Here is a 22,918-nt window from a genome sequence, read left to right as displayed (position 1 = left end):
TGTTCCCGCGGGGGGCACAGGGAACGGGGAGGTGGGTGTGTCAAGCGTGGTGCTGCTGCCGTACGCGCCGTCCAGCGTCGCCGTCGCCCGCCAGCGCCTGAGCACTGAGCTGCAGGACAGCGGGGTTTTTTCTGCGGCGATCGACGATGCCGTGCTGGTGGTGAGCGAGCTGCTGAGCAACGCGCTGAGGCATGCGCACCCCCTGCCGTCGGGGATGGTGAGGGTGGCCTGGCTGCGGAGCGACGATCACATCGAGGTGGCGGTGAGCGACGGGGGCGCGGCGACCGAGCCGCGGGCCGGCCGCCCGACCCTCTCGTCGCTCGGGGGCCGGGGGCTCGGCATCGTGGAGTACGTGGCGGAGAGCTGGGGGGTCCGGCATGACGGCGACACGACCACGGTGTGGGCCATCCTGCCCGCCCCTCGCGCATCGATGAACGGGCAGGTCAAGACCCTCAAAGAGGCCGGCTAGCGAGCACTGCCCGCTCGCCCGCGGTCCACGCCGTGGAGACGAGCAGGTAGAGCGCGGCCGCGAGCGGGAGCACCAGCGCGGCGAGCACGGAGCCGTACGGCAGCAACGGGATGATCTTCCTCAGCAGTCCCGGTTGCTCGTCCGTAACCTTGATGTTTCGGGCGGAGAACCACGCCACCGCTGTGACCAGCACAATGACCATAACAAAGACCAAAACTGGCATGCTGACCAGACCGTAATTAGCGACCATACCGGCCACCTGCTGACCCAGCGGAGCGCCGAAAAGGTCATGGCCAACCAGCGCGGTCGGATGCGTGGCCACCCGGTACATCAGCCACATGAACGGCAACTGCGCCAGCATGGGCAGGAATCCGGCGAACGGTGAGGTGCCTTCCTTGGCGTAGAGCGCGGACATCTCTTTGGAGAGGCGCTCGGGGTTGCGCGCGTGGCGTTTCTGCAGCTCACGCAGCTTGGGGGCGAGCCGTTCGCGGATCTTCGCCGCGCGGGTGCCGCGTACGTTGAGCGGCAGCAGCACGAGCCGTACGGCCAGCGTGAACAGCACGATCCCGAGCGCGGCGCTGCCCCCGGACATGTTGACGACGAACGTGACAAGAGAATCGATCATGAGCCCTACTTCGAGTATCCGAAAGGATCAGGGCTCGCCCGTCTCGTCGGAGGAGCCCCGCTTGACGTTGCAGCGGGGCATGCTCAAGGGGCTCGTGGACGCGAGCGGCCTGCCGCGTCCGGGTCGCGCTGGCGCTGGAAGGCCGTGCGGCGCGCGTAGGTCAGCGGAAAGCTCGGCGGCTCCCCGCTGAGAACGGGCAGCAACATGGCTGCCCACGTGGCCAGCAGCAGGATCGCCACCATGGTGATCCCGACCAGCCACGGGTCGAACAGGAAGAGCGTCAACTCGATCGCGAGGACTTGCCGACCACGGTCACCGCGATGAAGACCAGCAGGGCGACCACACCGATGATCAGGGCGACCTTGAGCAGGCCCATCAACATCGGCAACAGGAAGTTGAACAGCACAAAGAGACCCAGCAGGGTCCCTATGACGAGCATCACGACTCTACCCATGCAGCCACCGTACGTCCTCGGGGCATGATCCGCGAGGCTTACGAACCAATGACGTACCTGACACTTCCCCGCGCCCTGGTCGTACCGTGAAGTCGTGAACACCCGCATCCTGGTCGTCGATGATGATCCGACCGTTTCCGAGGTCGTCGCGCGCTATCTGGAGCGCGACGGGCATGAGGTCGAATGCGTCGGCGACGGCGTGGAGGCGCTGCGCAGGGCGCTGGCCAATCCGCCCGACCTCATGGTGCTCGACCTGATGCTGCCCAAGATCGACGGGCTGCAGGTGTGCAGGAAGCTCAGGGAGCGCTGGCCCGTACCGGTGATCATGCTGACCGCACTGGGCGAGGAGATCGACCGGGTGGTCGGGCTGGAGACGGGGGCCGACGACTACGTCACCAAGCCGTTCAGCCCGCGCGAGCTGGCGCTGCGCGTGCAGTCCGTGCTGCGGCGGGCCCGTGGCGCGTCCGTCACCGGCGGCACCGGCGTGCTGCGGGACGGGGACCTGGTGGTAGATGTGGGGGCTCATGAGGTACGGCTGCGGGGGGAGCAGGTGCTGCTGACGGCCCGGGAGTTCGACCTGCTCGCCCACCTCATGCGTAATCCGCGGCAGGCCTTCAGCCGCTCCGCGCTGCTGAACCAGGTGTGGGGCTGGTCGTTCGGCGACTCCTCCACCGTGACCGTGCACGTTCGGCGGCTCCGGGAGAAGATCGAGCAAGATCCGACCGAGCCGCGGAGGATCGTCACGGTGTGGGGCGTCGGATACCGGTACGAGCCGCTGGAGGGCGGCTCCTGATGGCGCGGCCCAGTGAGCTGGCCATGGTGGTGGCCGTCGCGGCGGGGCTCGGGCTGGTGATCGCGCTGCTCGGCATCTGGGTGATGTGGCGCCTGCGCACCAGGTCCATCGGGGTGATGCTGGCCGTGGTCGTGGTGGTCGCCGTGGCGGCGACGCTGGCCGGGGTCGTGGCCATCATCATGAAGATGATCATCGAGGGGTCCGTCAAGGACTTCGTGCTGAGCGTGGTGGCCGTGGGCGGGCTGGTGGGGCTCGGGGTGGCGTTCGTGCTGGCCAGGCGGGTGGTGGGCGAGAGCAGGAGGCTGGTGTCCGCCGTGCGCGCCGTGCCGTTCGCCGCGCCGCGTGGGCTGCCCGCCGAGCTCCAGACGATCGCGAACACCCTGGAGGAGGCGTACGCGCGGGAGCGGGCACTCGAGGAGGCGCGGCGGGAGCTCGTCGCCTGGGTGAGCCACGACCTTCGTACGCCGCTGGCCGGGATGCGGGCCATGGTCGAGGCGCTGGAGGACGGGGTGGTGTCGGACCCGCCGACGGTCGCGCGCTACCACGGGCAGATCAAGCTCGAGGTCGAGCGGCTCTCGGCGATGGTGGACGACCTGTTCGAGCTGTCACGGATCCACGCGGGGGCGCTGCGGCTCTCGCGGTCCCGTATCGGGCTGGCCGACCTCGTGGCCGACACGCTCGCCGGGGCGGAGCCGCTCGCCAGGGCCAAGGGCGTGGTGCTCACTGCGGAGGCTTCGGCATCCGTGCCGGTGGAGGCGGACGCCGGGGCGTTGGGGAGGGCGCTGGGGAACCTCGTGGTCAACGCCATCCGGCACACGCCATCGGACGGGACCGTGGTGCTGCGGGCCGGGGTGGATGACGAGGGGATGGCTTGTTTGTCGGTTACGGATTGTTGTGGGGGGATTCCTGAGGAGGACCTGCCTCGGGTGTTCGAGGTGGCCTTCCGGGGAGAGGCTGCTCGTACTCCAGCCGCCGACGGTGGGGCGGGGCTGGGGCTGGCCATCGCGCAAGGGATCGTGGAGGCGCACGACGGGGTGATCGGGGTGGTCAACGACGGGCCGGGTTGCCGGTTCGAGATCCGGCTTCCGCTCGTCGGCGGCTTCGGCGGTTGACCCCCTGGATCGCCCCGTCTCAGGCGCTCTCGGGGAGTGTCGCTTCGGGTGGTGGCATCTCCGCCAGCTCCCTGCTGGAGCCGAACGACTCCGACATTGCCCGAAATGTCGGGCAAGGCCAGCGCCACATGCAGCTCCGGCACCGCAGGATCGGGTGGGCGGCGTCGCTGGTGATGCCTCCCGCGTCCCTCGGCTGGTGGAGATCCAGCAACCGCAGCCCGAGCTCCGCGAACTTGAGCAGGTCAGGGCGGGCGTCCGCCAGGAAGTCGAGGTCCTCGATCGCGAGTCGGGTGCGGATGGGGACGTAGCCTTCGCGGTTCACCAGGCCGCGGAGGCGCTCTGCTTCTTCATGCCATGACGTGGCCTTCTCTGTGCGGATGAGGATGGTCTCCAGTCGCTCCCGGAGCCCTTGGCGCTGAGGATCTTCAGGTTTGTCTGTTTTCATCGACGCGGGGCCCGCCTGCCGTGCCCCAGCCCCTCCCTCTCCATGAGGCTCTGCTGGTTCTGGTATCACGCTGTCAAGCTTCGCGTACTCTCCGTTTCCATGGAGCCCAAACGGAGGACAAAAACCTGTGGTTCACCTATCGGCGTGAGAACGTGACCGGAAGCCTCCGCGCCAGTAGCCTGCCCATGTGGAGCTCAAGGTCTCGACTCGATCACATGCCGGGTCAGCACTCGTTGCCATCACCGGAGAAATCGACCTCTACACGGCGCCCCACCTGCAGACCGAGTTCACTCGGCTGCTCAAGGAGGGGCCCAGCCGGGTGGTCATCGACATGTCCGCCGTGGATTTCTGTGACTCCACGGGGATGAACGTGCTGCTGTCGGCACTCAAACGGATGAAAGAGCAGGGAGGGGCGCTCGAGGTGGCCGCCCCGCGCCCTGCCGTACGCAAGATCCTGCAGGTCACCGGGCTCGACTCGGTGTTCACCGTGCACGAAGAGGTGCCGCAGGAGTTCCTCATAACCGAGGGATCATGACAAGATCCGTGCGCAGACGCCGGAGCGGAGCCGTGTCGGCGCGTGCCCCGGTGAGCGGGGCGCCGCGTCGAGGCACGGATGTCGGCTACGGTGGCGAAGGTGACCTGGCCAGGACCGTCGGCACCGGCCGGCCCGCGCTCGGGGCGCCGGCGACGGCGCTCGGATGAGGGCTGCGCTCGGGACGCCGATGGCGCTTGGGCGGGGCCGTGTCCGGGATGCCGGCTGTGGCGCTCGGATGGGGTCGCGCCCGGGACGCCGACGGCGTTCGGGCGGGTCGTGTCCGGGATGTCGACGGCGTTCGGGACGCCGACGGCGCTCGGGCGAGGGCCGCGTTCGGCGGGCCGGCCATGGTGCTCGGCTTCGGGAAGGTGTCGTGTGCGGAGATGATGCTCGGTGAGTAGTGGTGACGGTGACACAGCGGTCGTCATCCCGGCCGTCAACGAAGCCGACCGCATCGCGGCCACCGTCGCGGCAGCGGCGGACCTGCCCGGCGTGGATCTGGTCGTGGTCGTGGACGACGGCTCGACGGACCAGACCGGCAGAGTGGCACGCGCGGCGGGAGCCCGGGTGGTGCGCCACAGCCGTAACAGGGGCAAGGCCGCCGCGATGGAGACGGGAGCGGAGGCCGTCCGCCTCCTCGACGAGGGCCGCAGCCCTCGCCACCTCCTCTTCCTGGACGCCGACCTGGGCGAAACGGCCCGCGCCGCCGCTCCTCTCATCGAGCCCGTACGCGCGTCCAAGGCCGACATGACCATCGCGGTCTTCACGACGAGAGTGAAGCTGGGCGGCCACGGCTTAGTCGTACGCCTGTCGAAGGAGGGCATCCGCAGGGCCACCGGCTTCGACCCCGCTCAGCCCCTCAACGGCCAGCGCTGCCTGACCAGAGCCGCCTTCGAGGCGGCGCGTCCGCTGGCGCACGGGTTCGGGGTGGAGACGGCGTTGACGATCGACCTGTTGCGCAAGGGGTTCCGGGTCGTGGAGGTCGAGGTCGAGATGGCCCACCGCGCCACGGGGACGGACTGGCGGGCACAGCTCCATCGAGCCAGACAACTCAGGGACGTGGCACGCGCCCTGGCCACCAGAGAGCCGCTAATCGCCCAAAATCTCGACAAACTCCGTCTCAATCGCTGACCGTCTCCACACCTTTCGCACATCGATCTGATCATCCGGCTGCGAGGTGCGGGGCCGCTTCCACGGCGGCCCCGTTCCATGTGGCGGGGTGGGGCCGTTTCCATGGTGGCTCCGTCCCATGTGGCGGGGTGGGCCGGTGTCCACTGCCGCTTCGTTCCATGTGGCGGGGCGGTTATCCACAGGAATGCCTCGCCCGTCCAAAGCCGCCTCGCGAGTGTGCTGGAATTTGCCGGTGACTTCGGAGAAGCGGCACGACAAGGCACGAGGCCGGCTCGCGGGGCCGGCCACGGCGGCGATCGGCGCCTCGATCCTGCTGACGATCACCATAGGTCTCCTGGGCCCGTCGCCGATGGTCCCCGCCCTGACGGGTCCGAGCTGGCACCCGCCGTACTCTCTCGACGTCCACCCCGAGCCCCACCTGGTGATCGCCCTCGCCGGGGCCGCGCTCATCCTGGGCAGCCTCGGCCTCCTGACCGCCCTTGCCCTGATCCGCACCCCCGCCGCGACGCCTCCCCGCTCACAGAGGGGCGAGCCGGGCACCACCGCGAGGAGTCGCCGGCCACTGCCCAGCGCCCGCATCCTCGTGCTCACCGGCTGCGTGGCCGCGGCAATCCTTGCCTTCCTGCCCCCTTCCGGCTCCGGCGACCACCTCAACTACGCCGCCTACGGCCGCATGGTGACGCTGGGCCTGAGCCCGTACACCCATGGCGCGGTCGACCTAGCGGGCGACCCCATCGCCGGCGCGGTCGAGGATCCGTGGCGCGAGGAGCCGAGCGTGTACGGCCCTGTGGCGACGGCCCTGCAAGCGGTCGCGAGCTGGATCGGCGGCGACTCGCTCCGCCTGACGATATTCGTGCTGGCCCTGTTCAACGCCGCCGCCTTCATCGTGACGGGCCTCCTGATAGACCGTTTCACCCGGGACGACCCGACCAGGCGGCTGAGGGCCGCGCTCCTGTGGACGGCCAACCCGCTCCTGCTCTACCAGTTGGTGGCGGGCATGCATGTCGACACCCTCGCCATCGCCTGCATGGTCGCCGCCCTCCTGGCCAGAAGCCGCCCCATGGGTTCAGGCGTCCTGCTCGGGCTGGGCGTGGCGATCAAGGTCAACGCCGGCCTGGTGGCGCTCGGCCCGGCCTGGGAGCTACGGCGACGACCCGCCCGTCTGGCCCTCATGGCGGCGTGCGCACTCGTGGTGGTGGTCGCCGGGTACGCGATCGTCGGCCCCGAGGCGATCGCCCCTGTGACGCGCACCAGCAAATCGATCTCCTACGCCTCGTTCTGGAAGCTTGTCCAGGGCTGGCTCCAGGCCATCGTGGGCACCGGCAGTGCTTACCGGGCCGAAATCCAGATCGGCTCCCTCCTCGTCCTCACGCTCATCGCCTGGTCCCTGCTCCGCCTGGCCTCCCGCGCCAGACAAGCAGGCCGGCTCACAGCGGGCGGGCCGGAAAACGAGGCCGCAGGGGAGGCTGGCCGTGTCCCGACGCTGGAACGCCCGGTGCGCGAGGCCGGCGCCCAGGCGCCGGTTGTGGCGGTGGGGCTGGTGGTGGCGTACCTGTTCGCCACGCCGTACATCCTGCCCTGGTACGACGGCCTGGCGCTCGGGTTGCTGGCACTGGTGGCGGCCTCCGCGGTGGACGGGTTCGTGGTCGCGCACCTGCTGGTCCTGTCGCTGGCGTACCTCCCGGCGAGAGTGGTCGGCCCGCCGGTGGGGCCGCCGCAGGACCTCGACTGGCTCAGGACCGTACTCAGGCCTCAGCTCGCGTGGGTGCTGCTCGCTCTGACGGCGGCGCTGATCCTGTGGGCCTGGCGAGCTGCAGGGCGCGAACGCAGGCCGCCAGCGTCAGCGGCACGGCCACCGTCAGGGCCATAGCGGGGATGGCGATGCCGGAGTCGTTCATCAGGAAGCCGACGAACGCACACGCCAGAGCCCCGAAAAGGCCGGCCCGGAGCGTCGGAGCCAGGTGGTACGCCTGGCTGAGGGCCGAGGCGCCCCAGCGCGATGGGCGGTCGAGCACCAGGAAGAGGAAGGCCAGCGCGACCAGCGAGAGGAGGGTCAGTGACCAGTTTCCGATGGTCACGCCGATCATGGCACCGAACTTGCGCCCGACCACGGTCCACGCCTGGCCATCGATGATCTGCTGCACGAAATTGCCCAGGTGAGTCCGCTGGGCATCCGGACGCAGCCAGTCGACGACGGAAAGGGTGCCCACGAGCACGGCCCCCACCAGACCGACGAGCAGCAGCCTGAGCAGGGACACACGCTTGCCGGAAAGCAGGATGAGGAAGACCGCCAGGCCGATCACGAACGCCGGGACACCGCCGAAGTCCGCCCCCCACGAAGGCCACCCGTCCGCGAAGACCGCGAACGCTCCGTAGACGCCGCACACCCCGACGACCATGACCCTGGACATGCCCCTGCCGAGCAACCACTGGGCCGCTCCGGCCAGCCCGAGGATGGTGCCTGTGGCGTAGACGGCGAAGGCGATGTTGCTGAAGCCGTAGAAGCGTCCCCCGGTCACGGGCTCGTAACCGGTCACGGCGTTCACCTGGAGCTTCGAGCCGGTTATGACGTCGATGAGGAGGGCCAGAGAGGTTACGGCGGCGACGACGGTGAGCGGGCCGAGCACGTGAGCCCGCCACGGTCCGGCGAAGGCCAGGGCGGTGATCAGACCGGCGATGGACAGGATCGTCACGATCACCGACAGCATCGGCATCGGCAGCGTCCACCACGGCACCAGCTGGGCCAGGAACGTGGAGACGGCGATGGCCCCGCTGACCACCGCGACGATCTGTACGGCTTTGAGGAGCTTGGACGTGCCCGCGAAGTCGGCGGTCGAGCCGCTCGTGGAGCCGGCGGGTGCGGGGGACGGCGGCGCGGCGCAGGCGGAGTCGTTGACCGACGAGGGGGCGGGGGTTGGGGTGCTCGCCGATTCGGCTGGCGAGGGGCTTTGGGCTGTGTCCGTGGTGGGGGAAGTGATGTGGCCGCTTGTGTTGAGGGCGTTGGCGGTGGACGTGGAACGGCCAGAGGAGCGGCGGCGGCGGAGGGCCAGGGCGGCGAAGGCGTAGAAGAGGAGCTGGACCGTCACCAGGACGGTGAAGAACGGGCCGCGCACCTCACGGAGCACCTGGCTGGCCAGGTCACCGTCCGCCAGCTCCGTCACCGTGTCGGCCGGTGCGGCGGAGATGGCGCCGGTGGGTTGCCAGGGGCGGCCGACCACCTGGCGCGGGGCGGGGAGGCCGAGCAACTGGATGGTGGTGGCGGTGAGGTCGGTGATCGTGACGAGGGCGTCCTGGCGGGTGGAGGTGGCGGTCAGGGAGCCGTGGCCGTACGGCCGGCCGTTCGGGGACTTGGCGATCGCCACGTGGAGGTGGGCGTTCGGGGACACGTCCGAGACGCCTGCCACGAGGACGGTGGTGTCGCGGGGCAGCTTGGCGATCAGGGCGCCGATCTGGTGGTCCGCGCGGGTCGCGGCTGCCTGGCGGGCTGCGGTCGGCAGCGAGGTGGGGACGCCGTACTCGTCCAAGGGTTGCTTCGCCCAGTCGGTGGCCAGGTCGCCGGCCTCCATGACGATCAGGTTGTACGGGGTCAGGTCGCCGACGGCGTCGGCGGTGGGGGCGTATTTGGCGATATTTCCGGACCTATCGGCCGCAGCGAGTGCGGCGCCCGGGCCTATGGCGGCGACCTTGCCTCCGTTGTCCGTCACCAGCTGGCCCAGGGTGCCGAGCTGGGCGTCGTATCCGGTTTCGGCTTGGTACGCGATCAAGGCCGGCCAGTTCGGGATCTTGGCGGCCTCTCCTGTGAGTTGTGGGGCGGGAGTCTGCGGGCAACCCTTGTCTGCCGTGCCCGCCCGCTGGCCTGCCGAGATGGTCAGCCAGCCCGCTGCGGGGCAGGTGGTGCCGCGGTTCGGGGGCGGGACGGCTCGGGTGGAGAGGGAGCCTGCGGCGCCCTGGCCGACGAGTGTCCACAGGTTGGGGGTTCGCGACTGGTCCAGGTCGCTCCATTCGAGGCCCGGTACGCCGATGAGGGCCACCCGCGCCGCGGGAGCGGCCTTTCCTGGGGCGGTCGGCTGTCCTGGGTCGGCGGATCGGACGGACACGGAGGTCGCGGCTGGTGCGGCGGTCTCGAGGGTGGCGCTGGTGAGCGTGGTGAGGGATGTCTCGGCGGCGGCCGGCGATGGGATGAGGCACGTCGCTGCGGCCATGCTGAGGACGAGCGCGGCCAGGGTCCGCCGGTTCGCCCGAGCGGCGGGGGAAGGGGGCGCCTGGGCAGGCGCATGCCGTACGTCGTGCTCGCCGTACCGGCTGGGCATGGCATGTGGCATGTACGGAACCCCCAGTGATTGCCCCTCGATCAACAACAGCCACGGTAACGTGCCACATCGTGACAAGTGGCGAGGTACGCGTGATGCGGCGGCAGTGGTGGGCGTGGGCGGTGGGGGCGCTCGTGGTCGCCGCGGCCGTGGCGCCCCTGGTGTACACGTGGCTCACCAATCCCGACGATCAACGCCTGGTCGACCTCGACGTTTACCGTACCGGCGGGCAGATGCTGCTCGAGGGGCGGCCGGTGTACGAATATGTCACGCCCGCTCCGCAGCTGTTGCCGTTCACCTATCCGCCCATCGCGGCGATGCTGGCCGTGGTGCTGGCCAAGATGTCCTGGGGGACCGCCCAGTGGGTCTGGACGGCCGGGATATTCCTGGCGCTGGCCGTGACCGTGGGGTTCGCGTTCAGAGAGGTCCTGCGGAGACAGGCGCTGCGGCAGTACGTGCCGTGGGTGTTCGCGCTGCTCATGGTGGCCTGCGCGTACCTGATGCCGATCAGGGACCAGGTGCGGTTCGGGCAGGTGGACATCCTGCTGGTCGCGTTGTGCGTGGCCGACTGCCTGGCGAGAAGACCGTGGTGGCCTCGGGGGTTCATGATCGGGCTGGCCACGGCCGTGAAGCTCACGCCGGGTGTCTTCCTGATCTACCTGCTCGTCACGCGGCAGTGGCGGACGTTCTTCATGGCGGCTTTCACGGCGGCGGTGCTGACGTTGCTGCCGTTCGCGGTGATGCCGCAGGACGCGGCCGACTTCTGGTTCTCGGCGCTGCTCGATCCCAACCGTGTCGGCGCGAACGAGGCCACCACCAACCAGTCGATCCGCGGCATGCTGCTCCGCCTCTACCTGCCCGATCTGGTGACGACCCTGATCTGGGTCGCGGTGGTGGCCGCGGTCGCGTGGTACGGGTTCCGCGGCGCGCGGGAGGCGTACCAGGCGAACGACCACACGACCGCGGTCGCGCTGGTCGGGCTGATGGCCGTGCTGCTCTCCCCGGTCGCCTGGATCCACCATCTGGCCTGGGTGGTCGTGGTGCTCGCGGCGATCGTGGGCGACGGGCGCGATCCGGTCAGGCTGCGGGTGGCGGCGGGCGTGTGGCTGTTCTATGTGGTGCCGGTCCCCTGGTGGGGGGTCTCGCTGAAGGCGGCCGACATCCCGGGGGTCAGCCTGGTGCTGGGGAAGATCGTGCAGAACGGGTTCGGGCTGGGGGCGCTGGCTCTCGTATGGATATTGGCGTCCTGGTTGCCGAAACGGCGCGAGATCACATGACCGAACCATTACTGTCTGTGCCGTGCTCGTTACCACATGGGTGATCGTGGGCGTCGTCGCCGGGGTCAGTGGCGTATTCATCGGGTATAGGGCGCTCCGGCAGGCCAGAGCGGCCGTGGAGGACTGCCAGCGGCTGCTCGCCCGGCAGATCAGCGAGGGCAAGGGTGATCTCAAGGCCATCAGGGACGTGGCCGTCTGCCGGTACGACGCGCTCTCCGAGATGAGCGGGCGGTTGTCGTTCTCGGTGGCGATGATCAACGGGCTGGGTGACGGCATCGTGCTGACCTCGATCAACGGCAAGAGCGAGACGCGTACGTACATCCGGCCCGTGGTGGGCGGGAAAGGGCGGGAGCCGCTGTCGCCGGAGGAGGAAGAGGCGGTGCGGGCGGCCAGGCTGGGGCTCGGGCCGATGATTCCGTCCCGAGCCTCAGAGGCGCTGTAGACACGGGCCGAATGGGGCGCACGGGCTGCCAACCTGCGGATACTCTTGATGCATGCCCAGACTCGCCTATCTCGGACCGGAAGGCACCTTCACCGAAGAGGCCCTGCGGCTCCTCGACCCGACGGCCGAGCGCCTGCCCTGCGCGAGCGTGAGCGCCGCGCTCAACGCCGCGCGCGCCGGCGAGGCCGACGGCGCGGTCGTGCCGCTGGAAAACTCCATCGAGGGCGCGATCACCTCGACGCTCGACGAGTTCGCCTGGGGCGAGCCGTTGCTGATCACGGCCGAGCTGCTGCTGCCGGTGCAGTTCTCGCTGCTCGCCAGGCCCGGCACCGAGATCCCGCACATCAAGCGGGTCTACACGCATCCCGCGGCCATCACCCAGTGCCGCGCCTTCGTCGCGCGCGAGCTGCCAGAAGCCGTCGTGGTGGCCGCCCCTTCGACCGCGGCGGCGGCCCAGGAGGTCTCGCTGCCCGGCTCGCCGTACGACGCCGCCATCGCCGCCCGCATCGCCGGAGAGCACTACGGGCTGGTGGAGCTGGCCGCCGACATCGGCGACAGGTCCGACACCGTGACCAGGTTCATCAAGGTGAGCCGCCCGGGTCCGCTGCCCGAGCCGACCGGCTCCGACCGCACCACGCTGGTGGTCTTCCTCGCCGACGACCACCCGGGCGCGCTGCTGGAGATGCTGACGGAGTTCTCCGTGCGCGGGGTCAACCTGACGCGCATCGAGTCGCGGCCGACCGGTGACGGCATCGGGCGCTACTTCTTCCACTTCGACTTCGAGGGCCACATCGCCGACGCCCGGGTCGGGGAGGCCATCGCCGGGCTGCACCGCATCTGCGGCGAGGTGCGCTTCCTCGGCAGCTACCCGCGGGCCGACGGGATCGCGCCGCAGGTCAAGCGGGGCACGTCCGATCCCGAGTTCGCCGAGGCGAGCGACTGGCTCACGCGCATCCGCGCAGGCCAGGTCTGAGGACCGGGCAAGCATTCGCGTGTCCGCGGTAATCCGGGGGCGAGGTGCTGCCGAGCGCCGGTAGCCTTTGGCTTGTGATTGACCTGCGTACCCTTCGTGAGGATCCCGACCGACTGCGGGCGTCGCAGCGTGCCCGCGGCGAGGACGACTCCGTCGTCGACACGCTGCTCGACCTCGACGCGCGCCGCCGATCCGCGCTGACCTCGTTCGAGTCCATGCGCGCCGAGCAGAAGAGCATGGGCAAGTCGGTCTCCAAGGCGCAGGGCGAGGAGAAGGCCGCGCTGCTCCAGCGCGCCAAGGACCTCGCGAGCCAGGTCAAGGCCGCCGAGGCGGAGGCGGAGAAGCTCGGGGCCGAGCTCGACGACCTCCTGCAGACGGTGCCCAACATCGTCGAGGCGGCCGCGCCCGAGGGCGGCGAGGACGACTACGTCGTGCTCGAGACCCACGGCGAGCCGAGGGCGTTCGACTTCGAGCCCAAGGACCACCTGGAGCTGGGCGAGGCGCTCGGCGCCATCGACATGGAGCGGGGCGCCAAGGTGTCCGGCTCGCGGTTCTTCTTCCTCAAGGGCGTCGGCGCCCGGCTGCAGCTCGGCCTGCTCAACATGGCCATGCAGCAGGCCATCGAGGCCGGGTTCACGCCGATGATCACACCGGTGCTCGTCAAGCCGGAGACCATGCAGGGCACCGGCTTCCACGTGGCCCACGACAAGGAGATCTACCGCCTGCCCGACGACGACCTCTACCTCGTCGGCACGTCGGAGGTGTCGCTGGCCGGATACCACGCCCAGGAGATCCTTGACGCCGGCGAGCTGCCGCTGCGCTACGCGGGCTGGTCGTCGTGCTTCCGCCGTGAGGCCGGCTCGTACGGCAAGGACACCAGGGGCATCATCCGGGTCCACCAGTTCGACAAGGTCGAGATGTTCTCGTACGTGCGTCCCGAGGACGCCCACGAGGAGCACCTGCGCCTGCTCGCCTGGGAGAAGGAGATGATGGCCAAGATCGATGTGCCGTACCGGATCATCGACACGGCGGCGGGCGACCTCGGCATGTCGGCGGCCCGCAAGTTCGACTGCGAGGCGTGGATCCCCACCCAGGGTCGCTACCGCGAGCTGACCTCGACCTCCAACTGCACGGAGTTCCAGGCGCGCCGGCTCGCCGTCCGCTACCGCGACAAGGACGGCAAGCCGCAGCACGTGGCCACGCTCAACGGCACGCTGGCCACGACCCGCTGGATCGTCGCGATCCTGGAGAACCACCAGCAGGCCGACGGCTCCGTGGTGGTTCCCGAGGCGCTGCGGCCCTACGTGGGCCTCGACGTGCTCGAGCCGTCCAAATAGGCGCGGCGGGCGTCGTTCCTGATGAGGACGGCGCCCGCGAGCACCACCAGGACGGTCAGCAGCACGGCCAGGGAGACGGCGACCCAGTACGAGTTCGGGGTGCCCTGCGACCAGCCGTGGAAGGGCGTGTAGACGCACACGTACACGAGCGGCGCGGCCAGCACCCCGACGGCCGCGGGAGTGGGCCGCGCCCGGCCGGCCACCGCCAGCACGAGGCACACGACGGCGCCTGCCAGGGCGGCGATCGCGCCGATGAAGGTCAGCACGGGCGTCAGGTCGCCGCCGGCCCACAGCTCCGTCCAGCCGGTGAGCGCGGTGAACACGCCCAGGGAGCCGGCCGCCGCGAAGCCCAGGTAGGCGCGGTTGAACCGGCGCAGCCCCGCTCCGGCGCCGCCGAACAGCATGCACGCGGCCAGGAAGATCGCCACGTTGCTCTCCGGTGACAGGTCCACCGCGCCGTGCCCAGGAGAGCCGGGCCAGCCCACGCGCCGCCACGTGCCGGACACGTCCCGGACCATGATGCCGTCCAGGCCGTTCGCGACGACCACCACGTGCCCGCCCGGACGGGCCTGCACGGCCAGCGCCATCGAGTAGCGGCCGTCCCCGTACGGATACCGCCGGGCGAACCGCTCGCGGTCGTCTCCGGTGAGCGCCCACGACGGGCCCCACGTCTTGCCGCCGTCGTCGGACTGCTCGACGGCCATCCGGTTGGGCACCACTCGATAGCACCGCGTCGCCTGCATGGGGACGCAGGCGGCGCTCTGCAACGGCCTGCCCTCATCCTGCGGGGCGCCGTCTTGCGACCAGGTGACCCCGCCGTCCTCGGAGATCTGGGGGAGGCCGTCCCGCACATGGACGGTGATCCGGTCGCCGTCCACCTCGACGGAGCGTGCGGTGGGCGTGGGCGCGGCCGAGGTGGCGGTCACCGCCAGCACGGCCAGCGGCATCGTGACGATCATCCGCCAGCGCGTGGAGGACGACTCCAGGCTGCGGCGCCGTACCCACCAGGCCAGGGCGAGCGCGGGCAGGGTGAGGAGGTCTGTGGGATCGGCCAGGACGCGCGACGGGCCCGCCACGAGGGTCCAGGCCTGGGAGGCCTGTTCCGCGCCCGTCTCAGTGGCCTTCACGAGCGTGAAGAGCACCCCGGTCAGTACGGTGGCCGCGAGGTCGGCCCGTCGCCAGAAGAGCAGCGCCACCAGCGCGGGGGCCACGACGAGCCCCGCGACGTCGCTGAGCTTGCCCGTGACGAACCCGGGCCAGGCCTGCTTGAGCAGGTGGTCGTTGACCAAGAGCACGAAAACCCCGGCAACGGTCACGGGGTGACATAACCAGGCGTACCTCATGTAGAGGTGGACGGCCCGGAATCGCGGAAGGTTCGAGGCCGTGACCAACCTGGAACAAGCAAAAGACCGAGGCCCGCTGGAAGCGAACCCCGGTCTATCTCGCTGCTACAGGTCAGACGGCGCGGACCTGAGAGGCCTGCGGCCCCTTCTGGCCCTGCGTGATCTCGAACTCGACCCGCTGGCCGTCTTCGAGGCTGCGGTAGCCACTACCGACGATCTCAGAGAAGTGCACGAACACGTCCGGCGCACCGCCGTCCGGGGCGATGAAGCCGAAGCCCTTCTCGGCGTTGAACCACTTGACGGTTCCCTGAGCCATAAAAGCTCTCCCTCAGGATGTGAATCTATGGGACCCACACCTCGTGGGTCCCGGTGTGTCGTACAGCAAGCACCCGGGGTGGCTCAGACAAAGTCATGCTGGTTTTCACTACGGGATCAGCTAATACAACGCCATCACATCTAACACCATTCTGGCGCGTTGGTGTTCCCGTACCTACGAAGATTTCTGTCAGGCGGCATCACCCGGCAAACTGGAACCTGTTATGCAGAGCCTTCCCACGCCCCGTCTAGTGGCCACCGACCTCGACGGAACCGCGTTGCGCACTGACGGAACCGTGTCTCCCCGCACGGTCGCCGCCTTCGGCAGAGTCGAGGAATCCGGGGCCATGCTCGTGTTCGTGACGGGGCGCCCGCCGCGGTGGATGGGCGAGGTCGCGGGTGCGGTACGTCACCGCGGGCTCGCGATCTGTGCGAACGGAGCACTGATCTACGATCTGCACACCGAACGGATAGTGGAATCTCACCTGATCACGGTGGAAGTGCTCCAGGAAGTCGTGGATCAGCTAAGAGCGAACGTGTCCGATCTCGTATTTTCGGTCGAGTATGAAGTGGGTTTTGCGCATGAGTCCGATTTCCTGCTCGGCGGCTTGGACAAGGACGCCCGAGCGGTACGCGTCGACTCCATGACCGCCCGCCCGTGCGTGAAGCTCCTGGCCCTGCACCCGGCCCTGGGACCGGACGAGCTGCAGGCCACCGTGCACGGGCTGGTGGGCCATCTGGTGACCGCGACCCACTCCAGCCGCAGGGGCCTGATCGAGATGAGCGCCCAGGGCGTGACGAAGGCGTCGGCCCTGGCGGCACTCGCCGGGCAGCACGAGATCAAGCCTTCGGAGGCGATCGCGTTCGGTGACATGCCGAACGACCTGCCCATGCTGAGCTGGGCAGGCACGTCGTACGCGGTCGCGAACGCGCACCCGGCCGTGCTGGCGGCGGTCGACCATGTGACCGCGGCCAACGACGACGACGGCGTCGCACAGGTGATCGAGCGTCTCTATGGATAGCCGCGTTCAGCGGCTGTCCACAGCAGGCGTTCAGCAGCTGTCCGCAGTTGGCGCTTGCGCCACTACAGGTAGGGGCCCGAGCCGCCGGGCGGCCTGTGCTGGTCGTCGCCCTGCGGCACACCGGGCAGCGCCCTGCGCATCTGCTCCAACTGGGCACGGGCGGCCATCTGCTGCGCGAACAGCGTGGTCTGGATGCCGTGGAACAACCCTTCGAGCCAACCGACCAGCTGGGCATGCGCGATGCGCAGCTCCGCCTCGCTCGGCGGCGCGCCGTTCTCCTCGGTGAACGGCAGGGACAGGCGCTCCAACTCGTCGACCAACTCCGGCGCCAGACCGTCCTCGAGCTCCTTGATGGAGGACTCGTGGATCTCCTTCAACCGCTTGCGGCTGGCCTCGTCGAGGGGAGCCGCCCGGACCTCGTCGAGCAGCTGCCTGATCATGCTGCCGATGCGCATCACCTTGGCGGGCTGCTCGACCAGGTTCGTGACTGATCGATCATCGTCACCGCTATCGCCCTGACCTTGGAAGTCAGGGCCCACCACCACGATGTGGGGGGTGTTGTTGTCCTCAGCATTCATAACACTCACCGTACTAGCAGGATCTTGCCGACGTGCTCCCCCGAATCCATCATTCGGTGCGCTTCAGCGGCATCCGGCATCGGCACTTTCGCGTGCACCACAGGGCGCACCGCTCCCGCGCCGACGAGGGGCCAAACGTTCTCCACGACACTACGCACGATGGCGCCCTTTTCGTCCACGGGACGGGAGCGGAGCGTCGTGCCGTGGACGGCGGCGCGCTTCGTGAGCAGGGCCGACAGGTCGATCTCGGCCTTGCGGCCGCCCTGCAGCCCGATGATCACCAGTCGGCCGCCGGTGCGGAGCGCCTGGACGTTTCCGGCGAGGTATTTGGCGCCCATGATGTCGAGGATCACGTCCGCGCGTACCTTGTCGGAGAAGTCCTCCTCACGGTAGTTGATGACCTTGTCCGCGCCGAGCCCCCTGACGCGCTCGGCCTTGGCCGCCGAGCCGACGGTCGCGACGACGTACGAACCGAGCGCCTTGGCCAGCTGCACGGCGAACGTGCCGATCCCGCTGGCGCCGCCGTGCACCAGCAGCGTCTCGCCCCTGCGCAGCCGCCCGACCATGAAGACGTTGGACCACACCGTGCACGCCACCTCCGGCAGCCCGGCGGCCTCCACCAGCGCCACCCCGTCGGGCACCGGCATGACCTGCTGCCAGGGCACGGCTACGCGCTCAGCGTAACCGCCGCCTCCCAGCAGCGCGCACACCTCGTCACCCGGCTTGAAGTGCTCGACGTCCGCGCCGACCTCGGCCACCACGCCGGAGACCTCCAGCCCCGGGTAGGATGGCGCGCCGGGCGGCGGATCGTAAAATCCCTGTCTCTGTATGACATCGGCCCGGTTCACGGCCGAGGCGGCCACGTCGATGAGCACGTCTCCGCGCTCGACACGGGGCTCCGGCACCTCGTGCCACTGCAGCACCTCGGGCCCGCCCGGCTCGGCGATCTCAATGGCTCGCATGCGAACTACGGTAGCTGGGCAAAGAAGTTGTGGGTTGCCGGGCTCCCCGGTAGCTCGTGGCGTTAATCTGCAAGGTATTTGCTGCCCCTTTAGACCCACCCGAGGGGGAACACGGTGGCAAGACACGATCGAGAGGAATCGCTGGAGGAACAGCTGGCCTGGCTCGACGCGATCAAGGAGACGGAGGAGACTCCCGTCTCTGTCAGCGCACCGACAGCTGCTTCCGATGAGCCGATCTCCTCGCCGTACCCCCAGGACCCGTGGCGGCTGGTTCCCGCGCAGCAGGACACGCCGACGCCTCCGCTGTTCCGCGCGGCCGTCGACTCCGTGTACGGCGCCGCGGCGGCCGAGGACCTTCCCGAAGGCGAGACCGAGGCGGCCGAGTGGCTCGGCAAGGCCAGCACGGCGATGAAGGAGCCGGCGACCTTGCCGCCGAGCGTGGAGGACGACCCCTTCCACGCTCCGCTGAAGCCGTTGCCGCGTCCTGACGACACCGACACGTACACGCTGTCGTTCACCCCGCCAGAGACGGCGGAGGAGAACGCCACCGCGGAGCAGGCCGCGGGCGAGGCGGAGGAGGCGTCCTGGACGACGGTGCCCGAGTGGGCGCGTGCTCCCGAGCCGGCCGCGGAGGAGCCGGAGGCGTCCGCCGCCGAAGGCGGATCCGCCGCGGAGGCGGACGACGACGAGACCGCCTGGGCGGACACCTCCCCGAGGAACGAGCGGCCGCAGTGGCCGGAGCCGTCGGACACCCTTCCGACGATCCAGCCCCCTCAGTGGGCGGAGCGGGACAGCTCCCCAGAGGACGAGCGCTCCCAGCACACCGAGCCCGAGGAACGGCCCTCGTGGACAGAGCCTGCCAAGCAGGACAAGCCTTCGTGGACGGAGCCTGCCAAGCAGGACAAGCCTTCGTGGACGGAGCCTGCCAAGCAGGACATGCCGTCATGGAGCGAGCCGCTCGAGCAGGAGAGGTCGTCGTGGACCGAGCCGCTCCTGCAGGAGCCCTCCGCGCAGCAGGAGCCTCCCCACCAGCTTGAGCGTCCCCACCAGGGCGAGCCTCCGCACCGGGAGGAGCGCCCGCAGCGGACCGAGCAGCACGAGTGGCGCCCGGCGGAGCGCGAGATCCCGCCGCAGCGCCTCCGCCGCCCGGCCCCGATCCCGGTGTTCACCGCCCCGCCGCGGCCCCCGGTCGCCGGACGTCCCACCGCGGACAGCCTGGACCCGGAGTCCCTGCTACGCGGACGGCGTAACGCCCCCTCCAAGGGCTGGCGCCGCCTCATCTACAAGGCGTCGGGTGGCTGGATCAAGCCGGGCGAGCCCCCGGAGGTACGCCGCCGCCGCGAGCTGGTGACCAGGGCCCGCACCCCGGTCACCGCCGGCCATCACCGTGTGGCCGTGCTGAGCCTGAAGGGCGGCGTGGGCAAGACCACGACCACGGTCGGCCTCGGCGCCACCCTGGCGCAGATGCGCGGCGACCGCGTGATCGCCGTGGACGCGAACCCCGACAGGGGCACCCTGTCCGACAAGCTCGTCCTGGAGACCTCGGCCACCGTGCGCGACCTGCTCAACGAGCGCGACCAGGTCAAGCGTTACGTCGACATCAGGGCGTTCACCTCGCAGGCGCCCTCGCGGCTGGAGGTGCTCGCCTCCGACCGCGACCCGTCGGTCTCCGAGGCGTTCAGCGGCGCCGACTACCAGGCCGTCTCCCAGGTGCTGGAGAACTTCTACTCGATCTGCATCACCGACTGCGGCACCGGCCTGCTCCACTCCGCGATGGGCGGCGTGCTCGGCCTGGCCGACCAGATCGTGCTGGTCAGCTCCCCGTCCGTGGACGGCGCCAGGGCGGCGTCGGCGACGCTCGACTGGCTGGAGGCGCACCATTACGCCGACCTGGTGAAGAACGCGACCGTGGTGCTGTGCAGCGTCCGGCCGCGCTCGAAGTCGGCGGTCGACATCAAGAAGCTGGAGGCCCATTTCGCCGCCAGGTGCCGCGCGGTGATCCGCGTGCCGTACGACCCCCACTTGGAGGAGGGCGCGGAGATCGACCTCGATCGGCTCCAGGAGCCGACCAGGGACGCCTACCTGCAGCTCGCAGCCTGCGTGGGCGACGGCTTCGCGGGACAATGAGAAACCTGCTACGTGGACTGGCGAGGCCCGGCGGTCACGTAGCAGGTTATCCGTCCGTCTGCGGAGGGTGTGGGATTCGAACCCACGAGGCCATCGCTGACCTGGCCGCTTTCAAGGCGGCTGCACTCGTCCACTATGCGAACCCTCCCGTGCGGAAACCACGATAGCGGCTGCAGTGACAGCGGTGTACGTTCAGGAGGTGGCGGATCTCAACGTTGAGGTGGAGCGCGGCGACGCGGCAGTGCTCGTACGCCTCGACGGTGACCTCGACAAACTCGCCGCGCCACAGCTCAAGCAGTGCCTGGGGAAGTTGCTCGCCGAGGGGCGCGTGAGGGTCGTCATCGACACGAAGGAGCTGGAGTTCTGCGATTCCAGCGGCCTCTGGGCGCTGGTGGAGCACCAGCGCCGGGTCGCCGCGCAGGCAGGTTCGTTACGGCTGGTCGGCGTGCACGGGGTGCTGCAGCGCGTGCTCGACGTGACGGGGCTCAAGGCAGCCTTCGACGACGTGCTCCACGCGGAGCGATGAGGGTCACTCGCCGAGTTGTGACAGCAGCCACTTGGGGCCGACGGTCTCGGCGCCCAGCTCGTGCACCCGTTCCCGCAGCCCGCGATCCGCGGTGACGACGAGCACGCGCTCCCACGGCCTGGCCTGCCGCACCACGTCCACGATCGCGTCGTCCCCGCTCCCCGTGGCCGCGACCACCTGAACCCCTGGCACAGCCGGCGCGCTCCTGGCCGCGCCCTCCACGACCGCCACGACGCGCGGGAACCACTGCGCCAGGACGGGATGCGTCAGCCGCAGCTGCGACACGGCCTCGAGCAGTCGCGTCGCCGCCCCCAGCCGGTCCTGCCACCAGCCGTGCTCGGCCCGCGCGCCCACGATGTTGGCCACGTCGAGCACGATGATCTCCGGCCTGATCTCTCCCTGGATGTCGTCCCAGGTCGCGGCGAAGCCGGGATGCAGCCGCCGGTCGGTGACCTCCGGCAGCGGCAGCCAGCGCAGCTCGCTGCTCTCGCTGTTGGCGGGCGCCGCGGCCAGCAACTCGGCCGCCTCGGCGATCACCGTCTCGAACGCCCACCCGCCGTGATCGTCACGGTAGACGCCCTGCACCCGCAGCCCGTCGCCGGCGAGCGCCGCCTCTTCGCGGGCCTCGCGCAGCGCGCTGGTGACGGCGTCCTCGTGGCTGTCGCGCGCCCCGCCCGGCAGTCCCCACGTGCCGCCGTGGTGGCTCCACCAGGAGCGCTTCTGCATGAGCACGTGCGGCACGCCGAGGTCGTCATGGTGTACGACGAGGAGCCCGGAGGCGCCGTGCAGCCCCCAGTGCCTGTGGCCTTGGGAGCACTCGGCCCAGCCGTCACCGTCCTTAGCCGCCATGGAGTGATTCTCTCAGCCTCCGCTCTTGCTGAAATGCTGCAGGTCCTTGGCGCCCGACCAATAGCCGCCCCACTCCCAGCCGACCTGAGCGAAGGCCTTTACCACCTTGTCACCAGGATTTATTACACCCTTTCCCTTCATGGGGCGCTTTGTGAACTTCTTGGATGCTTTGTGCGCTGTTTCGCCACTTGCAGTGATATAGGGGTTAACGAGCGGATTGACGTCTATCGCTTCCCCGTACGCGTGTTTGGACCAGTTACTGGATCCGGTCGCCTGGCGGCAGTTGAACGCCGAGGTGTTGTTGGCCTCGATCGAGTCGAAGTCGTCGCCCTTGTACGCGTCCACCAGCTTCATCCGCTCGATGGGCCAGCGCCAGCCGTACAGCTTCCTGAAGACCGTCACGATGTCGTCGGTGACCGTCTTGCGCACCACCAGCTCACCGGTGTGCGGCTTGTTGTCGAAGCCCCAGTACGTCATCGTGATCAGCCGCAGGTCGCTGTAGTGGATCGGGCAGCCGGGACGCCATGAGTACGGCAGGCGGTCGCGGGAGACCTTCGAGACCTTGGCGCTGAACGCCGGTGGAGCCGTCGGACTGGGTGTGGGTGTGGCCGATTCGGCCAGCTGTTGCGCGGGAGCGGGCACCGTGGATGAGGAGCCCGTTGTGGCAGGCGCCTGCGTCCCGCACGAAACGGACGCGAGCACCACGAACGCCATGGCGGCAGCACGTTTCATCTCGCCACCATATGCGACGTTCAAGCAGCTCAAGGCACTATCAGCACAGTATGGCGAGCCCTTTTCGCAAGCCCGACCGCCACCGAGCCGTGCCAGGTGGAGTGCGAGCGCCCCACCACGATGGCGTCGGCCATATATGCGCTGGCCAGCGTCTCCAGCTCGCGCGCCGCGTCGCCGCGCACGCTGACGAACTGCCATGGCACGCCCGCGCCCTTCAACTCGTCCTGCAGCTCCTCGCTCAGATCGGCCGCCGCGTCGGGGATGATCGGCGACCCGGCGAAGAACCACAGCGCGGCGCTGTTGAGCGATTCCACGAAAGCGACGAGCAGGGAGGCGTGGTCTCGGCGGGTGAGCCCGGCCGCGTAGGTGCGGACTCCGTCCGCTACCTGCGGTGGACCGCTGGACGCGGTCCACCGTACCCGAGCGCGTTGCGGCTCGGGCCGGATCCGTCGAAGCCCACCACGAGCAGGCCGGCGCCGTCCTTGCCGATTTCGAACTGCCCCGCGGGGAACCTGCCGGTCAGAGGCTCCCATCCGGGGTCTGTGTCACCGCCGAACACGG

The 22,918-nt window shown here is 69.6% G+C and carries 26 protein-coding genes, 1 tRNA gene and 1 pseudogene; 15 read left to right on the top strand and 13 right to left on the bottom strand.

Annotated features, from left to right (window positions below):
- Positions 1–37 precede the first annotated feature (37 nt).
- Entirely contained in the window at positions 38–469 is a 432-nt protein-coding gene (locus ABN273_RS28165; protein ID WP_349452039.1) for an ATP-binding protein, read from the top strand.
- Here the strand turns inward: ABN273_RS28165 and ABN273_RS28160 are convergent.
- From ABN273_RS28160 to ABN273_RS28150, 3 genes are all read right to left on the bottom strand, one after another.
- Entirely contained in the window at positions 453–1,094 is a 642-nt protein-coding gene (locus tag ABN273_RS28160) for a YidC/Oxa1 family membrane protein insertase (RefSeq protein ID WP_349452038.1), read from the bottom strand. The two genes, ABN273_RS28165 and ABN273_RS28160, sit on opposite strands and share 17 nt — an antisense overlap.
- A gap of 83 nt (positions 1,095–1,177) precedes the next feature.
- Positions 1,178–1,378, bottom strand: coding sequence for a DUF6412 domain-containing protein (locus tag ABN273_RS28155; protein WP_349452037.1), 201 nt, complete (start codon positions 1,376–1,378; stop codon positions 1,178–1,180).
- The gene (locus ABN273_RS28150) at positions 1,375–1,548 is read right to left on the bottom strand and encodes a hypothetical protein (RefSeq protein WP_349452036.1); all 174 of its coding nucleotides are present in this window, start codon (positions 1,546–1,548) and stop codon (positions 1,375–1,377) included. Before ABN273_RS28150 ends, ABN273_RS28155 begins: the two co-directional genes overlap by 4 nt.
- Positions 1,549–1,642: 94 nt before the next feature.
- Between ABN273_RS28150 and ABN273_RS28145 the strand changes: the two genes are divergently transcribed.
- Together ABN273_RS28145 and ABN273_RS28140 are read left to right on the top strand one after the other, a co-directional pair.
- Positions 1,643–2,341 (top strand): response regulator transcription factor, encoded by a 699-nt coding sequence (locus ABN273_RS28145; protein ID WP_349452035.1) that lies wholly within the window; start codon positions 1,643–1,645, stop codon positions 2,339–2,341.
- The gene (locus ABN273_RS28140) at positions 2,341–3,453 is read left to right on the top strand and encodes a sensor histidine kinase (RefSeq protein WP_349452034.1); all 1,113 of its coding nucleotides are present in this window, start codon (positions 2,341–2,343) and stop codon (positions 3,451–3,453) included. The genes ABN273_RS28145 and ABN273_RS28140 overlap by 1 nt, the downstream gene beginning before the upstream one ends.
- Positions 3,454–3,472: 19 nt before the next feature.
- Here the strand turns inward: ABN273_RS28140 and ABN273_RS28135 are convergent, their stop codons facing one another.
- A complete protein-coding gene (locus ABN273_RS28135; RefSeq protein ID WP_349452033.1) occupies positions 3,473–3,775 on the bottom strand; it encodes a hypothetical protein in 303 nt (100 codons plus the stop codon).
- A 310-nt stretch (positions 3,776–4,085) separates the two neighbouring features.
- Here ABN273_RS28135 and ABN273_RS28130 point away from each other — a divergent pair, with 310 nt between their 5' ends.
- From ABN273_RS28130 to mptB, 5 genes and pseudogenes are all read left to right on the top strand, one after another.
- Positions 4,086–4,433, top strand: coding sequence for an STAS domain-containing protein (locus ABN273_RS28130; protein WP_349452032.1), 348 nt, complete (start codon positions 4,086–4,088; stop codon positions 4,431–4,433).
- Complete coding sequence (locus ABN273_RS28125; RefSeq protein WP_349452031.1) at positions 4,430–4,600, top strand: hypothetical protein; 171 nt, start codon at positions 4,430–4,432, stop codon at positions 4,598–4,600. The genes ABN273_RS28130 and ABN273_RS28125 overlap by 4 nt, the downstream gene beginning before the upstream one ends.
- A gap of 57 nt (positions 4,601–4,657) precedes the next feature.
- Positions 4,658–4,834 (top strand): hypothetical protein, encoded by a 177-nt coding sequence (locus tag ABN273_RS28120; RefSeq protein WP_349452030.1) that lies wholly within the window; start codon positions 4,658–4,660, stop codon positions 4,832–4,834.
- Positions 4,827–5,564 (top strand): glycosyltransferase family 2 protein, encoded by a 738-nt coding sequence (locus ABN273_RS28115; protein WP_349452029.1) that lies wholly within the window; start codon positions 4,827–4,829, stop codon positions 5,562–5,564. Before ABN273_RS28120 ends, ABN273_RS28115 begins: the two co-directional genes overlap by 8 nt.
- Before the next feature lie 118 nt (positions 5,565–5,682).
- Positions 5,683–6,981, top strand: a pseudogene (gene mptB / locus ABN273_RS28110) (polyprenol phosphomannose-dependent alpha 1,6 mannosyltransferase MptB); the annotation flags it as partial.
- 328 nt (positions 6,982–7,309) lie between these two features.
- Here the strand turns inward: mptB and ABN273_RS28105 are convergent.
- On the bottom strand, positions 7,310–9,874 hold the full coding sequence (locus tag ABN273_RS28105; RefSeq protein ID WP_349452028.1) for a hypothetical protein: 2,565 nt from the start codon (positions 9,872–9,874) through the stop codon (positions 7,310–7,312).
- Between the two features lie 71 nt (positions 9,875–9,945).
- Here ABN273_RS28105 and ABN273_RS28100 point away from each other — a divergent pair, with 71 nt between their 5' ends.
- From ABN273_RS28100 to serS, 4 genes are all read left to right on the top strand, one after another.
- Positions 9,946–11,151, top strand: coding sequence for a glycosyltransferase 87 family protein (locus ABN273_RS28100; RefSeq protein WP_349452027.1), 1,206 nt, complete (start codon positions 9,946–9,948; stop codon positions 11,149–11,151).
- A 22-nt stretch (positions 11,152–11,173) separates the two neighbouring features.
- Entirely contained in the window at positions 11,174–11,593 is a 420-nt protein-coding gene (locus tag ABN273_RS28095; protein ID WP_349452026.1) for a DUF4446 family protein, read from the top strand.
- Positions 11,594–11,645: 52 nt separating this feature from the next.
- Positions 11,646–12,566 carry a prephenate dehydratase gene (gene pheA / locus ABN273_RS28090; RefSeq protein ID WP_349452025.1) on the top strand — a complete coding sequence of 307 codons (921 nt, stop codon included), beginning with the start codon at positions 11,646–11,648 and terminating at the stop codon, positions 12,564–12,566.
- 74 nt (positions 12,567–12,640) lie between these two features.
- Positions 12,641–13,903, top strand: a complete 1,263-nt coding sequence (serS, locus tag ABN273_RS28085) for a serine--tRNA ligase (RefSeq protein WP_349452024.1) — start codon at positions 12,641–12,643, stop codon at positions 13,901–13,903.
- Here serS and ABN273_RS28080 read toward each other — a convergent pair.
- Positions 13,867–15,219 (bottom strand): hypothetical protein, encoded by a 1,353-nt coding sequence (locus ABN273_RS28080; protein ID WP_349452023.1) that lies wholly within the window; start codon positions 15,217–15,219, stop codon positions 13,867–13,869. The two genes, serS and ABN273_RS28080, sit on opposite strands and share 37 nt — an antisense overlap.
- 139 nt (positions 15,220–15,358) lie before the next feature.
- Positions 15,359–15,562 (bottom strand): cold-shock protein, encoded by a 204-nt coding sequence (locus ABN273_RS28075; protein ID WP_127938141.1) that lies wholly within the window; start codon positions 15,560–15,562, stop codon positions 15,359–15,361.
- A 250-nt stretch (positions 15,563–15,812) separates the two neighbouring features.
- On the opposite strand from ABN273_RS28075, the gene ABN273_RS28070 reads away from it, so the two are divergent.
- Complete coding sequence (locus ABN273_RS28070; protein WP_349452022.1) at positions 15,813–16,583, top strand: HAD family hydrolase; 771 nt, start codon at positions 15,813–15,815, stop codon at positions 16,581–16,583.
- A gap of 62 nt (positions 16,584–16,645) precedes the next feature.
- Here ABN273_RS28070 and ABN273_RS28065 read toward each other — a convergent pair whose 3' ends face one another.
- Both ABN273_RS28065 and ABN273_RS28060 read right to left on the bottom strand, forming a co-directional pair.
- On the bottom strand, positions 16,646–17,161 hold the full coding sequence (locus tag ABN273_RS28065; protein WP_349452021.1) for a bacterial proteasome activator family protein: 516 nt from the start codon (positions 17,159–17,161) through the stop codon (positions 16,646–16,648).
- A 5-nt stretch (positions 17,162–17,166) separates the two neighbouring features.
- Entirely contained in the window at positions 17,167–18,123 is a 957-nt protein-coding gene (locus ABN273_RS28060) for an NAD(P)H-quinone oxidoreductase (RefSeq protein ID WP_349452020.1), read from the bottom strand.
- A gap of 114 nt (positions 18,124–18,237) precedes the next feature.
- Between ABN273_RS28060 and ABN273_RS28055 the strand changes: the two genes are divergently transcribed.
- A complete protein-coding gene (locus ABN273_RS28055; protein WP_349452019.1) occupies positions 18,238–20,250 on the top strand; it encodes a nucleotide-binding protein in 2,013 nt (670 codons plus the stop codon).
- 61 nt (positions 20,251–20,311) lie between these two features.
- Here ABN273_RS28055 and ABN273_RS28050 read toward each other — a convergent pair.
- A tRNA-Ser gene (locus ABN273_RS28050) sits at positions 20,312–20,398 on the bottom strand.
- Positions 20,399–20,449: 51 nt separating this feature from the next.
- Between ABN273_RS28050 and ABN273_RS28045 the strand changes: the two genes are divergently transcribed.
- Positions 20,450–20,776: an STAS domain-containing protein gene (locus ABN273_RS28045; protein ID WP_349452018.1), complete on the top strand. Its 327-nt coding sequence runs from the start codon at positions 20,450–20,452 to the stop codon at positions 20,774–20,776.
- A 3-nt stretch (positions 20,777–20,779) separates the two neighbouring features.
- Here ABN273_RS28045 and ABN273_RS28040 read toward each other — a convergent pair whose 3' ends face one another.
- From ABN273_RS28040 to ABN273_RS28030, 3 genes are read right to left on the bottom strand one after another with little or no spacing between them, the layout of a single operon-like run.
- Positions 20,780–21,625: an NUDIX domain-containing protein gene (locus ABN273_RS28040; RefSeq protein ID WP_349452017.1), complete on the bottom strand. Its 846-nt coding sequence runs from the start codon at positions 21,623–21,625 to the stop codon at positions 20,780–20,782.
- A gap of 12 nt (positions 21,626–21,637) precedes the next feature.
- Positions 21,638–22,339 (bottom strand): M15 family metallopeptidase, encoded by a 702-nt coding sequence (locus ABN273_RS28035; RefSeq protein WP_349452016.1) that lies wholly within the window; start codon positions 22,337–22,339, stop codon positions 21,638–21,640.
- A 47-nt stretch (positions 22,340–22,386) separates the two neighbouring features.
- Positions 22,387–22,890, bottom strand: a complete 504-nt coding sequence (locus ABN273_RS28030; RefSeq protein ID WP_349452015.1) for a universal stress protein — start codon at positions 22,888–22,890, stop codon at positions 22,387–22,389.
- Positions 22,891–22,918: the final 28 nt, after the last annotated feature.

Source organism: Nonomuraea sp. B19D2 (assembly GCF_040137845.1).
Taxonomy (GTDB): domain Bacteria; phylum Actinomycetota; class Actinomycetes; order Streptosporangiales; family Streptosporangiaceae; genus Nonomuraea.
Note: the sequence above shows the minus strand (reverse complement) of the source record. Positions and strands in the feature narration are given on the sequence as shown.

Bases quoted from the DNA above. Each gene is read 5' to 3' on its own strand.
- ABN273_RS28160 (WP_349452038.1), bottom strand. From the start codon at position 1,094: ATGATCGATTCTCTTGTCACGTTCGTCGTCAACATGTCCGGGGGCAGC.
- ABN273_RS28150 (WP_349452036.1), bottom strand. From the start codon at position 1,548: ATGGGTAGAGTCGTGATGCTCGTCATAGGGACCCTGCTGGGTCTCTTT.
- ABN273_RS28140 (WP_349452034.1), top strand. From the start codon at position 2,341: ATGGCGCGGCCCAGTGAGCTGGCCATGGTGGTGGCCGTCGCGGCGGGG.
- ABN273_RS28125 (WP_349452031.1), top strand. From the start codon at position 4,430: ATGACAAGATCCGTGCGCAGACGCCGGAGCGGAGCCGTGTCGGCGCGT.
- ABN273_RS28105 (WP_349452028.1), bottom strand. From the start codon at position 9,874: ATGCCCAGCCGGTACGGCGAGCACGACGTACGGCATGCGCCTGCCCAG.
- pheA (WP_349452025.1), top strand. From the start codon at position 11,646: ATGCCCAGACTCGCCTATCTCGGACCGGAAGGCACCTTCACCGAAGAG.
- ABN273_RS28075 (WP_127938141.1), bottom strand. From the start codon at position 15,562: ATGGCTCAGGGAACCGTCAAGTGGTTCAACGCCGAGAAGGGCTTCGGC.
- ABN273_RS28065 (WP_349452021.1), bottom strand. From the start codon at position 17,161: ATGAATGCTGAGGACAACAACACCCCCCACATCGTGGTGGTGGGCCCT.
- ABN273_RS28060 (WP_349452020.1), bottom strand. From the start codon at position 18,123: ATGCGAGCCATTGAGATCGCCGAGCCGGGCGGGCCCGAGGTGCTGCAG.
- ABN273_RS28040 (WP_349452017.1), bottom strand. From the start codon at position 21,625: ATGGCGGCTAAGGACGGTGACGGCTGGGCCGAGTGCTCCCAAGGCCAC.
- ABN273_RS28035 (WP_349452016.1), bottom strand. From the start codon at position 22,339: ATGGCGTTCGTGGTGCTCGCGTCCGTTTCGTGCGGGACGCAGGCGCCT.
- ABN273_RS28030 (WP_349452015.1), bottom strand. From the start codon at position 22,890: ATGGGAGCCTCTGACCGGCAGGTTCCCCGCGGGGCAGTTCGAAATCGG.